The following is a 12,577-nucleotide window of genomic DNA, read 5'->3' as shown; positions in this document are numbered from 1 at the left end:
CTGCCGGGCCACCGTCAACGCGCTCCTGGAGCGCGGGGAATTGGGACGGGTGTGAGGCGGGCGGTCCATCCGGATCCCGGCCGCGTCGCTGACGCGTAGCCGCCGGCGGTACACCTGGTGGAGCGGGTGTCTCATCGAGAGTGGACGCTGTCCTTGGCGCACCGGGAGCGCCCATTGTGGAGCACCGTCACGGCTCACGCGGCCTGCTCGGCGCGAGGGAGGCCTGTCCTTCCGCGAGCATCCGACCGTCGGTGAGTGCCTGTTTCGCGGTGTTGACACGTTCCTCAATCCTGTGTGATTGTTATCAGCGCTACATGGAATGCGTTGAGCTCACATGCAGGAGCACCGCTCCAGTGCGCGACGCCGAGGGAGTGTTCAAGAACTCCCATCCAACATCAGGCTTGAGGGGCCTCTCCGCTCGATGCGGCGGAGCCAGGCCTTATTTTGTCGGGAGCGCTTGAGCGCAGAAGCGCTGCCGTCTGCACCGGGAGGGCTGCACGCATGTCGACACGGGTCAAAGATCGTCCACTGTTGTTGACAAATGAGGGCCGAGGCTGCTCCGACATCACCGAACAAGAGGTTTGGGATGCCCTGGATACTCACGGCGCCGTCTTGTTCCGGGGGTTCGACGTCGACTCCGACGGCTTCTATGCGTTCGCATCGCGCTTCAACAGAGGCTTCCTGACCTCGCCTTTCGACGACCGGAAGGCGGCGCACGAGCACAACGAGCTGCAAACGGTGACATTGGGGCGAGCCGGCTTGAGCGTGCATTTCGAGTTTGGAAACATGCCGCTCCGGCCGGATCTGCTGTGGTTCTACTGCCGTCGCCCCGCCGACCAGGGGATGGGTGGAGAAACCCTGGTCGTGGATGGCATCGCCCTCTTTGAAAAGCTGCAGCCAGGCACGCAGCAGGCGCTGCGGGAGCGGCGCATCAAGTACAGAAACTACTTGCCGCGCCATGCCATGGACGCGATCCTGACAAAGAACGATCAGATGCAGGGCATGTTTGGCCATGATGTCATCGGCTTCCTGCACACGCGCTTCGCTTTCCACATCGTCGAAAACAACGCAGACAGGATCGTCTTCGACTACACCGCGCCCGCGGTGATGCCATCCGCGGAGGATGGCAGGATGAACATTTGCCAGAACATCTTGACGGACGCCTACCATCGCCCGACGCACCAGGACGCACCGGATTCGTTCAGCACGGAAGTCACTTGGGATGACGGCGCGCCAATCGCCGCGGACATCCTGCAGGACCTCAAGACTTCCGCCAGCTCACTCACTCGCGGCATCCGCTGGCGAGCGGGCGATTTCGTCGTCGTCGACAACAACAGGGTGCTGCACGGCAGAAACCAGACGCGAGATCCGCTGCGGGACATCATCATGCTGAACTCCTTCAGTGTGCGCCATCCGTTCTTGAGCGCACAGGCGGAAGAGCGGCCGTGTTGAGGGAGTGGGTTGGAGCGGCGATAGAGCGCTCCCCAAGTTGTAACGCAGGACCGGGAGCAGCACGCTCCCCGTCCGCGGGCTCAGCCAGACAAGGCGATAGAAATTTCGTAGAGACTCCACCGCGCGCGCCGCAGCCAGTACGTGCGCGGCGGGCGTCACGGCGCCGCGTTGCGCGTCCGATAGGCTTGCGGTGTCATGCCGTGCCAGCGACGAACGGCACGAAAGAACGACGCCTGCTCGGCGAAGCCGAGGAGATAGGCAACCTCGGCGAGGGTCAGCTCCGGCTGCTTCATGTAGCCCTCCGCCAGCGCCTTGCGTGTGCCGTCGAGCAGCTCTTGAAAGCCAAGCCCGAAACCCTGGAGACGCCGCTGCAGCGTGCGCTCGCCGAGCCCCAGGGCCTGGGCGACGCTGCCCAGCGTCGGCGCGCCCTGCTGGAGGTGAGCTCGGATGACGGCGCGTACCGAGGTGAGCAGCTTCGGAGCATCGTCGGGCATCGGCAGGGCGCGCTCGAGGACGCCGCGAAAATAGCACTCCATCTCCGCGTCCGCTTTGCGCACGCCCAACGTGGAGACAGCCGGCTCCAAGATCAGCTCGGCGAAGGTCGCGCCGGTCGTCACGGCGGCGCCGAGTGTCTCCTCATAGAGTGCGCGCTCCCGTGCTGGCATCCGTGCTCTGCGGCTGTACATCGCAAGCACGGGGATGGGGGCGTCGCTCAGCAGGGAGAGCAGGCGGACGGCGACGAGCATGGTGTAGTCGGAGATGAGTTGGCTGCCGAGGCGCGGGTCATCTCGCTGTTCGCGGAGGTGTAGGCCGGTGGCCGCGAGGACCGTCTGGTAGGTCGCGGTGCGGTTGGTCAGCCTTTGAAAGCGGGCGTGACACGCCATCGCCACACCGACGTTCGGCATGGTCTTGCAGGCGAGGCCCACGACACCGAGGCTCTTGGCGTCGTATGCACGCACCGCCTCGACGACGAACTCGGCATAGCGGGGCTTCTCGAACATCAGCTCCATGTGCTTGTACGTCGACGCGCCGCTGACGCACGCATCAGGCTCGAGCAACACCTGTCGGCGCCAGCCGAGCTGGCTTGCCAGTTCATCCTCGGTGGCACCGAACCGGAGTGACGTTTCGAACGCCGGGATGACGTTGCACGCGGCGATGTCGCCCTCGGACAGTGGTTTGGCGGCCTGGGACATTGTTGGTGGCTCCCCTGGGTCAGCATCATCTCCGCATGAAATGCCTGAGTGCGCTCTTCTTTGTTGTGTGCGGTGCGGTTGGCTGTGGGCACGTACCCCTCACGCCCGAGCAGACGTCGCGGTTGGCGGCGCCCGTGGCCAGCCATGGTGAGTTGATCTCCGTGGGAACGGTGACGCCCGAGGGGAGCACCGCCCCTGTGTTTCGCTACGAACGACGCGTCGTGGAGCGCCCGAACGGCGAGCGCGTCTCGACGCACATCACCTTCGCCGACAACACGCCGGTCGTGCTGCAGCAGGCGACGCAAGCGGGTGACGGTCGCCTCATTGAGTTCGATGAGGTGCACGGTCAACGCGGCGAAGCACATCACTTCGACGGCGGCGAGCGCCGTGGGGCAGGCCTCGTCGTCGGACCGACGCTGTTTCGGTTCGTACGCACGCACCTGCGTGAGCTGCGCGCCGGGCAGGCCGTCCCCCTGGAGTTCTGGGACCGAGGCAGCACCTACGGCTTCGAGCTGACCTTGCACGGCGACACCGTGCGGATGCGTGCGACGAGCTTCTTCGTCGCGCTGGCGATTGCACCCATGGCGCTTCGACTCGGCCCGGATGACCAGGTCGTGGCGTTTCGCGGGCGCGTGCCACCGCTGCACGAAGGCGACGCTACCGACGCCAACGTGACCTACGTGCACCTCGCACCGTTCCGCTAGGACCGAACCCCGCGACACCTCGGTGGATGACGCGGATGGGGAGGCGCGCGGGGTGACGCCTCCGCGGTGGTGACTGGCGCCATCTGCCTGGTGACTGCGGTCACCGGCCCAACCCCTCACATGGGGGCCCCGAGGCCATCGAAGTCATGTGAAATCAGTATGTTGCGTAGCATGCGCGAGGTGGCATGGGCGCTGCATTGAGACAGCGCATGGGCGGGACAGACTCGCCGCAGCAATCCTCCTTCGCTGTCAAAACCAGGTGATCCCATGATCGGCAAGGCCAAGACCCGCTCCTTCTCCCCCAAGCGTCCGGACGCTGCGCAGCCCTCTCCCACGACGCCGAAGCCGCCGCCCTCGGCGGGGCCGGTTCCGGACAAGGGCGGGCGCGTCCCCCAGGGCCCGTCGAGCCAGTCGACGCGGCCTTCCGGCCCGGTGGATTCGTTCCAGCCCTCAGGCGGGCCCTCACGGCCCTCCAACCCGGCGGCGGCGCCCCAGTCCGGCGCGCCTGGACGGACCTCCGGCCGGGAGGCGGCGCTCCAGGCCGTGGCGGACTACGGCCCCGCGGCGCTCCAGACGGTGGCTGACTTCGGTCCCGCGGCGCTCCAGGCCGCGGGCGCCTTCGGCCCGGCGGCGGCGCTCCCGCCGATGGGCGCCTTCGGTCCTGGGGCCGCGCTCCCGCCGATGGACAGCTTCGGTCCGGCGGCGGCCCCGCAGATGGGCGGCTTCGGTCCTGGGGCCGCGCTCTCGCCGATGGACAGCTTCGGTCCCGCGGCGGCGCTCCCGCCGATGGGCGGCTTCGGTCCCGCGGCGGCGCTCCCGCAGATGGGCGGCTTCGGTCCGGGGGCGGCGCTCCCGCCGATGGGCGGCTTCGGTCCGATGTCGCCGCTCCAGGCTGGTGGCGTGCCCATGGGCCACGCCAACCCGATGGACGGGTTCGGAGTGGGCGCCATGCCCCACCCGCAGTCCTTCAACGCGCCGATGTTGCCGGGGGCGCAGGGGCCGGTCAGCCAGCCCGCCACCTTCGCGCCCCGCGGGATGCCCAAGAACCTGGAGAACCTCAAGCCGGCGCCCGAGACCACCGGCTCCGGCGTCCCGAGCGCCAAGGACAAGCGCCCGGCCGGTGACAAGCGGACGGCAGCGCAGATCGTCGATGACTCCCCCGCGCTGAAGAACCTGGGCCGCCAGAAGGACATCAAGTTCAAGGAGCTGTGCAAGCAGACGGGCATCGACCCCAAGCTCGACCTGAAGGACGCGAAGCAGAACCCGGACGCCGTCTACCGGCTGGCCAAGGTGCTGGAGTTCATCGACAGCGCGAAGGCCTCCACTGGCGACGACCGGTCGAACAAGGTCAAGAATGGCAAGGGCGACGGCAACATCGAGGGCATCACCAAGGATGGCGATGCGCGGCACGGCACCGAGGCCGGCATGGTGAAGGACTTCGCGGAGAAGGGGTACTCCTTCCTGGGTGAGCACCAGTTGCCGACCACGAAGGACACCCACGTCAAGGCGGACGGAAGCAACAAGGACAACTTCCAGTGGTTCGCGGGTGAGGCGGGCAAGCACCTGTGGTTCCTGCCGGGCGTCAGCAATGTCCTGACGGGCATCGGCAACTCGGAGGGCGGCGTCAAGGGCGTCTTCGAGGGCGCCGCGAAGGGCTACCTCAACACCGTGAAGGGCGCAGCGGAGGGGGTCCTCGGGGCTGTCACCACGGGCCGCATCAACCCGGCCTCCATGATCTTCGGAGGCGCCATGGGCGCGCTGGCGAACACGGAGGCCGCGCCGCAGCCGGTGAAGGACATCGCCAGCATGCTCTAAGTTCGTGGTGTGGCCTTTGCGCCAGCAGCTCCCGGCTTGAAGACGTCCCTCGGTGCCCCCGTCCAACGGGCAAGCTCCGGGGGACGTCCGCTTGGGGCTCAGGACAACGTCGCGCGGGTGGCGCGTCCCCACGGCCGAACAGGTCACCGCGCGGCACCCTGTGGCCGGCGCGCACGCGTGGCTCGAGGGATGCGCCCGGGCGCTAACGCCAGGAGTCCCGGACGCGGAGCTCGAGCGGGGGTGGCGCCTGAAGCTGAACGTGCTCGCCCGAGCGCGGATGCAGGAAGGTGAGCGACTCCGCATGCAGCAGATAGCCGCCGTCTCCGGGCAGGCCGGGGTGCTCCGCCAGCGGAAGGCCGCCCACGGCGAAGAGCGGGTCCCCCACGAGCGGGTGCCCGATGAAGGCGAGGTGGATGCGGATCTGCTCGGAGCGCCCCGTGTGGATGTCCACCTCGAAGAGGGTGTGCTCGGAGCGCCGCTCCAGCACCCGGGCCGTGCTGTGTGAGGGCTTGCCCCGCGCACTGGCCCCATGGACTTCGCCCAGCAGCGGATGGGGCACCAGCCCGATGGGCGCGCGGATGTCGTAGGACTCCTGGGCGGCGAGCCCCTGGGAGAGCGCGCGGTAGCGCTTGTGCACGCGGCCCTCACGCCAATCGCTCGCCAGGCGCGCGGCTGCGTCGCGGGTGCGGGTGAAGAGCACGAGGCCCGACGTCGCGCGTCCCAGGCGGTGCATGGGGACCGCTTCGGGCCATCGTGCCTGGACGAAGGAGAGCAGGGTGTTCTTCAGGAAGCCTCCCGAGGGCAGGGTCGGCAGTCCGCTCGGCTTCACCACGACGACCAGCTCCGCGTCCTCGTACACGCGCTCGAAGGACTGCGGCGTGTCCGCCTCCTCCCACGGCGGGCGGTGCCAGCACAGCCACTGCCCCGGCCTCAGCGGCTCCGAGCCGTCGGCGGTGACGTCGTCGAGTCGCACCTCGCCCCGAGCGAAGCGTGCCCGCCACTCCTCCTCCGAGGAGTGCCGATACTTGTCCGTCAGATGGGCGAGCGCGCTGCTGCCCGGTTGGCGCCCGAGCTTCTCTCGATACACATAGCCGTCGTTGAGCAGCACTCGCGCACCCTACACCAGGAGGGACTGACCCGCGCGTGGCCCTGCTGTCCGCGCGGGAGCAGGAGCCGCTACGGCTTGCGCTTCGGTGGGGGAGTGGCGGCGGCAGCAGCGGCGGCTTCGCGCAGCTTGTCCTTCTTGCTCTTGCGCCGCCCCTTCACGCCGCCGTTCGGATCCAGGGGCTGCGGGGTCGGCGAGACCTTTTCCGTCGGCTCGAAGCCCGGCACCTGCTCACGCGGGAGGTCGAGCTGGTGGCGTTTCTCGATGAGTCGGAAGTGGGCTTCGGTGTCCGCGCTGACGAAGCTGATTGCCTCGCCCTTGTCGCCGGCGCGCCCCGTGCGGCCGATGCGATGCACGTAGTCCACGGTCGAGCGGGGCAAGTCGTAGTTCACGACCGCAGGCAGCTGCGCGATGTCCAGGCCGCGAGCGGCGACGTCCGTGGCTACGAGCACGCGCACGCGCTTCGCCTTGAAGTCCGCGAGCGCCTTCGTGCGCGCGCCCTGGCTGAGCTCCCCATGCAGTGACGTCGCGGCGATGCCGGCGCGGTTCAGCTTCAGCGCGACATGGTCCGCCGTGTAGCGGCTGGCAACGAACGTGAGCACATGGCTCCACGCATGGGTTTCCAACAGGTGCCGCAGCAGCATCGTGCGCCGGGGCACATCCACCTGGATGGCCCGCTGGAGGATGAACTCCGTCGAGGGCAGCTCCCCGTCATCGACGTCGATGCGCGTGGGCTCGTGCAGCAACTGCTCCGCGAACTTCCGCACCTCGGGCGGGAAGGTGGCGGAGAACAACAGGCTCTGTCGGCGCGCGGGCAGCAGCGCCAGCAGGCTGTTGAGCTCATCGGCGAAGCCCAGCGAGAACAGCCGGTCGGCCTCGTCGAGCACCAGCGTCTCCACCTCGTCCAGCCGGAGCGCGTTCTGGTGCACCAGGTCCAGCGCGCGGCCGGGCGTGGCCACGACGATGTCCGCGCCGCCCCGCAGCGCCAGCATCTGCGGGTTGGCGGAGACGCCGCCGACCGCGAGGCAGGTCTTCAGCGGCTTCTTCAGGTGTTGGCCGTACCGCTCGATGGAGTCGACGATCTGCGCGGCGAGCTCCCGGGTGGGCACCAGGATGAAGGCCCGCACCGGTCGGACGGACCCACCGGGACGCGCCCGCAGGGCTTCCAGGATGGGCAGCAGGAACGCGGCGGTCTTCCCCGAGCCCGTCTTCGCCGAAGCCCAGACGTCGCCACCTCGCAGGACCACTGGGATGGTCGCGCGCTGCACTGGCGTGGGTTCGTCGTATCCGAGTCCGGCCAAGGCGCGGGTGAGCGCGTCCGACAGGCCGAGCGAAGCGAATGTCATGGGAAGGAAGCCTTGGGTGACGCGAGGACGCGGAAGCCTACCCTGTCCGGGACGTCCGCCCCCGGCATTCCTGCCCCCTCCCCATCCAGGCAAGGTGTCTTCCGGACCTGGTGGGGGGCAGGGGGCGTGGACTCGTCCCGTCACGGGACGGCCCGACGTGGTACGAGCATGCGCATGACGATATCCACTCTCCCTGAGCGTCCGCGTGCCGTCCTCGTCGGTGTCCAGCTTCCGGGCGTCTCCGACGAAGAGCACGCCGCGGACTTCGCGGAGCTGCGCCGGCTGGTGCACACGCTGGGGTATGACACGGTGGCGACCGTGTCCCAGAAGCGGACGCGGCTGGCCACGGGCACGGTGCTCGGGACGGGCAAGCTCAAGGAGCTGGCGGCCCTCACCGGTGGCTCGGGCGTGATTGCGTCCGGAGCGAGCGACCGGACGTCGAAGGCCCGCGAGAAGTGGGAGGCCGCCGCCAACACGGAGCCCGACCCGGAGGAGGACGAGGCCGGCGACGTGGAGCCGGAGGACGCGCTGGTGCCCCCGCCTTCGGAAGAAGACGACACAGCGGGGCCCCGGCCCACCGTGGTGGTCGTGGACCACGAGCTGTCGCCCAGCCAGCTGCGCAACCTGGAGAAGGCCACCGGCGCGATGGTGCTGGACCGCGCAGGCGTGATTGTCGACATCTTCCACCGGCACGCGAAGAGCCACGAAGCGCGGATGCAGGTGGAGATCGCCCGGCTCAACTACCTGGCCCCCCGGCTGCGCGAATCCACCGGAGGCCGCGAGCGGCAGCAGGGGCGAGGCGCGGGTGACTCCGCGGTGGAGCTGGACCGCCGCAAGATTCGCGATCGGCTGGCGGAGCTGCGCGAGGGACTGGCGGCCATCCAGAAGGACCAGGATCACCGCCGCTACGCGCGAAGGGACCAGCTGCGGGTGGCGCTGGTGGGCTACACGAACGCGGGCAAGTCCTCGCTGATGCGTGCGTTGACGGGCAGCACGGTGCTGGTCGCGGACCAGCTCTTCGCCACGCTCGACACCACGGTACGCGCGATGCAGCCGGAGACCCGTCCGCGCATCCTGGTCTCCGACACGGTGGGCTTCATCCAGAAGCTGCCGCACGACCTGGTCGCGTCCTTCCGCTCCACGCTGGACGAGGCCCTGGAAGCGTCACTGCTGCTCTACGTGGTGGATGCGTCGGACCCCACGTGGGCCGCGCAGCTTGAGGTCACCCGCACGGTGCTCCGGGAAATCGGCGCGGACGCCGTACCGAGCAAGCTGCTCTTCAACAAGGTGGACCGGTTGGACGCGGCGGCGAAGGAAGCGCTGCTCGCGAAGCACCCGGACGCCCTGATGCTCTCCGCGCACCTGCCGGACGACGTGGCGATGCTGCGCAAGAACATCATCGCCTTCTTCGAGTCCTCGATGGTGGAGGCGGACCTGGTGATTCCCTACGCCCGGCAGGGGCGCATCGGCGAGGTGTACGAGCACACCACGGTGGTGTCCCAGTCCCACGACGAGAGCGGCAGCCGGCTGCGCGTGCGGGGGCTGCCAGGGGCCATCGCGAAGCTCACCCAGACGTTCCAGGAGTAGGTCTTCCCCGGGGGCCGCCCCAGTTGGCGGCTGCCCCCCCTTTTTACGAGCTGCGGGCGCTGACGCGCCTTGGTCGGGAATCCCTACCGCTGAAGCCCCTGCTGAATCTCCTCAGCACCCGGCCTCCACATCACCTTCCAGCGCGCCTCGGGGAGCTGCGGTGGAGGAGGCTTCACCTCCGACACCCCCGCTACCTCCACGTGCACCCCGCCACCCCAGGCGATGATGCCCGCGAACAATCCCAGGACGCTCATCGCGGGATGGATGGGGCCCTCGTAGCGCCGCGCGCGCCAGTGATGCAGGCGTGGCGCCGCGGGCCCCCTGGCGCTGGGTATCAGGAAGAGCTTGCCGGGGGCCTGCGCCCCTGGCACCGGGAAGAGCGGCACGATGAGCAGGCCCACTTCTCCGGCCTCCATGTGAACCGTCGTCTCTCGCGGATAGCGCAGTCGCGACTCGGGAGGCCCCGACAGCTTCAGCGTCAGCGCCCGCTCCGCGTCCACGCACCCCTGCGCCATCAGATGCAGCTCCAGCGGCGCGGGTCCCTGCTGGGCCACTGCCAGTCTCACAGCGAAGTGCACGCCGTCGACCTCGAGGATGTCCTCGGCCCGGGCCCACTCGCGTAGCACGTTGGGCAAGACCTCCTCCCGCCGCCAGTCCTTCCACATCCGGCCCCCGATGAACGCGGTCACCATCGCGCAGCCCAGCGCGAGCCACGGTGGAAGCCCGCTGAAATCGGAGGAGGCCACCATCCAGATGCCCAGCACGACCGGGGGCGTCCCGAAGCAGAACAAGAACAGCTTGGCCGCGCCGTCGGCGTCGCGCTTCCAGAAGGCCCGCGCGCTCCACGTCGCGAGCAGCAGCCCGCCCACGAGCCACCCCAGGGCGGGGGCAGGCGGGGCCCGATAGCGCAGCGTCACCCCGGCGATGCCCGCGGCCGTCAGCCCCACCAACACCAGAAGTCCCAGCAGCACATGTCCGCGTGTCGCTCTCATGGCACCACCCCGTCCTGAGCCTGCCCCGGTTCCGTGGCTCTCCCTCACTTTTCGTGCTCTCCCTCGGAAGCGCAGGCAGACGCAGCAGGGCGCCATTGGAGACAATCTCCCCGGGAGGCCCGGATTTCGAGCCGGACTCTCTCCCCAGTCTTTGACGACGGACAGGCTCGCCCCCTCGGAGTCCGCGCACCTGAACAGCACCTCTCGCGAACCCGCCCTGTGCCACGCGTCACTCGAAGTGCGGGAGAGCCACGAAATCGGGGCAAGCCCAAGGCATTGCCGGGGATGTTAGCGCCGGCCGAAACTCCCCCTTCACTGCGTCGAGCTCATTTCCGACCAGGGCCGCATCCGCACGGGCTTCGGTTCTTCCCCATGCTGAGCTCGCTGCGCTTGAAGCCGCGCTGACGTGGGCACTCGCGCGCACGGTGCCGTGGCGACGAGCGACTACTGCTGCGTCGCGAGGTGCTGCTCGAGTCGCGCGAGCGTCTGATTGCCGCCTTCGACTGCGTACTTTGCCGCCTGCTCGCGAGCTTCGACGGTGGGCATCGTGTGCTGCATCGTGACGCGCGTCTTTCCCGCCTCATCCTGGAAGGTGACGACTGCCTTGAACATCACCTCGCCCTCCTTCGAGCCGTGCTCCCACTCAAGCCGCTCGTTGGGGACGACCTTCGTGTAGACGATGTGGTTCGGGAAGTCGGTGCCATCCGGCCCGTGCATGGTGAACTTCCACGCGCCACCCGGACGCACATCTTTGATCACCGTCGTCGTGCGGAAGCCGTTCGGCCCCCACCAGTTGGAGATCATCTTCGCGTCGGTGAACGCCTGAAAGACCAGCGCGCGTGGGGCGCTGATCAGCCGCGAGATTTGCAACTGCCGCTTCGCGAGTTCGTTGAGGTCGATCGCTGCGTTCATGTGTGTGCTCCTCGTTTGGGCTTCTTCGGAGTTGCAACCCTGCGGGCGCGCGCCGGGCGCTTCTGCCCCTGGAGGTCGGCGAGGTAGTCCTCGAGCCGGTCGAAGCTGCCCTCCCAGAATTCGCGGTAGTGCTCGAGCCAGGCGTTCGCGACTTTCAGCGGCTTCGGCGCGAGTCGGCAGGGGCGCCACTGCGCTTCGCGGCTCCGTGTAATCAGCCCTGCGCGCTCGAGCACCTTGAGGTGCTTCGTCACGGCAGGGAGGCTCATTTCGAAAGGCTGCGCGAGCTCCGTGACGGAGGTTTCACCCTTCGCGAGCCGCGCGAGGATCGCGCGCCGGGTCGGGTCGGCGAGTGCGGCAAAGGTGGCGCTGAGCGGGTCGGTCGACATGGCGTAATTAACCACTTGGTAATCTAACTAGTTGGTTAAAAAAGCGCAAGCACGGTCGCGCGAATCGCGTTGAACGGCGCGCGAGGATGGCATCAGGGTGTCGGCGATGTGGAAACGGGAACGTCCCGGACAATGTGCGGAAGTGGGACCACCTGGCTACCCATGGCGGCGAGCGTCGCCGAGCGCAGGCAAGCCTTCGGCTCGACACCGCAGCGCTGTCGCGGCAAGACGCGCGATAGGGATTGGACTTCCGCTGGCCCTGTGCGCCTCGGCCCCTCCCCGCCCCCCACCCAGGCAGTGCAGGAAGTGAAGCGCTTGGCTTAATCCTTTCACGCGTCATCTGCGTTGACACTCACCGCACGCGGGCCTGGAGCAGCTCAGCTTCCAGCCAACCGAGGAGCCTCTTGCAGTGGTGCTCCCGCTGGCCGTGGGCGGCCCGCATGGTGCGCCGGTGGCGGAGTTCGGCGGAGGCGGCTCAACGCGCAGACGCCGCCGGGGAGATTCCCGAGTCGGTGCGCGGGGTTGAGGGGAGTGGGCCCTCCTGGATTCGAACCAGGGACCAATCGGTTATGAGCCGACAGCTCTAACCGCTGAGCTAAGGGCCCTCATGCGCCAACCAACCGCGTGACGGATTGCATATCGCCGGGCGCGCAGTCCTGGCAAGGGGCGTCGTTCCACCCCTCCTCAGCGCTTCCGCTTCGCTCCCACACCCGGTGCCGGCGCCACTCGTGGCACCTTCACGCGGAAGGTGTCCCCACGCTGCGTCACCTCCACGCCCTCGGCCCGAAGGTGCCGTGCCTGCTCCTGGGCCACCTGGGGCGCCAGCGTCCCGTCCGAGCGCGTGACGCGCCACCAGGGCAGCGGCAATCCGGGCTGCTGGGCCAGGGTGGCCATCTCCCGGCCCACACCCCGTGCCGCGCCCGGCCTCCCCGCATAGAGCGCCACCTGGGCATAGGAGCGCACCTGCCCGCGCGGAATCGCCCGGACCGCCTGCCACACCGCCTTGGAGAAGGGGAGGGGTGTCGTCGTCTTCGTCTTCGCTCGGAGCGCCACGGCCCCGGACTCTAGAAACACGAAGGCCCCCG

The 12,577-nt window shown here is 68.6% G+C and carries 11 protein-coding genes and 1 tRNA gene; 4 read left to right on the top strand and 8 right to left on the bottom strand.

Going from position 1 to position 12,577, the window contains the following annotated elements:
• Positions 1-501: 501 nt before the first annotated feature.
• Positions 502-1,452, top strand: coding sequence for a TauD/TfdA family dioxygenase (locus KGD87_RS15750; RefSeq protein ID WP_284668230.1), 951 nt, complete (start codon positions 502-504; stop codon positions 1,450-1,452).
• Positions 1,453-1,607: 155 nt separating this feature from the next.
• Here KGD87_RS15750 and KGD87_RS15745 read toward each other — a convergent pair whose 3' ends face one another.
• Entirely contained in the window at positions 1,608-2,645 is a 1,038-nt protein-coding gene (locus KGD87_RS15745; RefSeq protein WP_284668229.1) for an AraC family transcriptional regulator, read from the bottom strand.
• Between the two features lie 134 nt (positions 2,646-2,779).
• Between KGD87_RS15745 and KGD87_RS15740 the strand changes: the two genes are divergently transcribed.
• On the top strand, positions 2,780-3,349 hold the full coding sequence (locus KGD87_RS15740; protein WP_284668228.1) for a hypothetical protein: 570 nt from the start codon (positions 2,780-2,782) through the stop codon (positions 3,347-3,349).
• Positions 3,350-3,616: 267 nt separating this feature from the next.
• Positions 3,617-5,164: a hypothetical protein gene (locus KGD87_RS15735; protein WP_284668227.1), complete on the top strand. Its 1,548-nt coding sequence runs from the start codon at positions 3,617-3,619 to the stop codon at positions 5,162-5,164.
• A 202-nt stretch (positions 5,165-5,366) separates the two neighbouring features.
• Here KGD87_RS15735 and KGD87_RS15730 read toward each other — a convergent pair whose 3' ends face one another.
• Both KGD87_RS15730 and KGD87_RS15725 read right to left on the bottom strand, forming a co-directional pair.
• Complete coding sequence (locus KGD87_RS15730; protein ID WP_284668226.1) at positions 5,367-6,272, bottom strand: RluA family pseudouridine synthase; 906 nt, start codon at positions 6,270-6,272, stop codon at positions 5,367-5,369.
• A gap of 68 nt (positions 6,273-6,340) precedes the next feature.
• A complete protein-coding gene (locus KGD87_RS15725) occupies positions 6,341-7,615 on the bottom strand; it encodes a DEAD/DEAH box helicase (RefSeq protein ID WP_284668225.1) in 1,275 nt (424 codons plus the stop codon).
• Positions 7,616-7,783: 168 nt separating this feature from the next.
• On the opposite strand from KGD87_RS15725, the gene hflX reads away from it, so the two are divergent.
• Positions 7,784-9,202 carry a GTPase HflX gene (gene hflX, locus KGD87_RS15720; RefSeq protein ID WP_502888027.1) on the top strand — a complete coding sequence of 473 codons (1,419 nt, stop codon included), beginning with the start codon at positions 7,784-7,786 and terminating at the stop codon, positions 9,200-9,202.
• Positions 9,203-9,285: 83 nt separating this feature from the next.
• Here the strand turns inward: hflX and KGD87_RS15715 are convergent, their stop codons facing one another.
• The 5 genes from KGD87_RS15715 to KGD87_RS15695 form a co-directional block, all read right to left on the bottom strand.
• Positions 9,286-10,194 (bottom strand): hypothetical protein, encoded by a 909-nt coding sequence (locus tag KGD87_RS15715; RefSeq protein ID WP_284668223.1) that lies wholly within the window; start codon positions 10,192-10,194, stop codon positions 9,286-9,288.
• A 444-nt stretch (positions 10,195-10,638) separates the two neighbouring features.
• Positions 10,639-11,106 (bottom strand): SRPBCC family protein, encoded by a 468-nt coding sequence (locus KGD87_RS15710; protein WP_284668222.1) that lies wholly within the window; start codon positions 11,104-11,106, stop codon positions 10,639-10,641.
• The gene (locus KGD87_RS15705) at positions 11,103-11,492 is read right to left on the bottom strand and encodes an ArsR/SmtB family transcription factor (protein WP_284668221.1); all 390 of its coding nucleotides are present in this window, start codon (positions 11,490-11,492) and stop codon (positions 11,103-11,105) included. Before KGD87_RS15705 ends, KGD87_RS15710 begins: the two co-directional genes overlap by 4 nt.
• Before the next feature lie 532 nt (positions 11,493-12,024).
• A tRNA-Ile gene (locus KGD87_RS15700) sits at positions 12,025-12,097 on the bottom strand.
• A gap of 79 nt (positions 12,098-12,176) precedes the next feature.
• The gene (locus tag KGD87_RS15695) at positions 12,177-12,545 is read right to left on the bottom strand and encodes an MGMT family protein (RefSeq protein ID WP_284668220.1); all 369 of its coding nucleotides are present in this window, start codon (positions 12,543-12,545) and stop codon (positions 12,177-12,179) included.
• Between the last annotated feature and the right edge of the window lie 32 nt (positions 12,546-12,577).

It is taken from the genome of Myxococcus sp. SDU36 (genome assembly GCF_030168875.1).
Lineage (GTDB): Bacteria > Myxococcota > Myxococcia > Myxococcales > Myxococcaceae > Myxococcus > Myxococcus vastator.
This window is presented reverse-complemented; position numbering and strand designations above follow the sequence as displayed.

What these genes read in the sequence shown, in the direction of transcription:
- KGD87_RS15735 (WP_284668227.1), top strand. Translation starts at nt 3,617, where the DNA reads ATGATCGGCAAGGCCAAGACCCGCTCCTTCTCCCCCAAGCGTCCGGAC.
- KGD87_RS15715 (WP_284668223.1), bottom strand. Translation starts at nt 10,194, where the DNA reads ATGAGAGCGACACGCGGACATGTGCTGCTGGGACTTCTGGTGTTGGTG.
- KGD87_RS15705 (WP_284668221.1), bottom strand. Translation starts at nt 11,492, where the DNA reads ATGTCGACCGACCCGCTCAGCGCCACCTTTGCCGCACTCGCCGACCCG.
- KGD87_RS15750 (WP_284668230.1), top strand. Translation starts at nt 502, where the DNA reads ATGTCGACACGGGTCAAAGATCGTCCACTGTTGTTGACAAATGAGGGC.
- hflX (WP_502888027.1), top strand. Translation starts at nt 7,784, where the DNA reads ATGCGCATGACGATATCCACTCTCCCTGAGCGTCCGCGTGCCGTCCTC.
- KGD87_RS15745 (WP_284668229.1), bottom strand. Translation starts at nt 2,645, where the DNA reads ATGTCCCAGGCCGCCAAACCACTGTCCGAGGGCGACATCGCCGCGTGC.
- KGD87_RS15710 (WP_284668222.1), bottom strand. Translation starts at nt 11,106, where the DNA reads ATGAACGCAGCGATCGACCTCAACGAACTCGCGAAGCGGCAGTTGCAA.
- KGD87_RS15725 (WP_284668225.1), bottom strand. Translation starts at nt 7,615, where the DNA reads ATGACATTCGCTTCGCTCGGCCTGTCGGACGCGCTCACCCGCGCCTTG.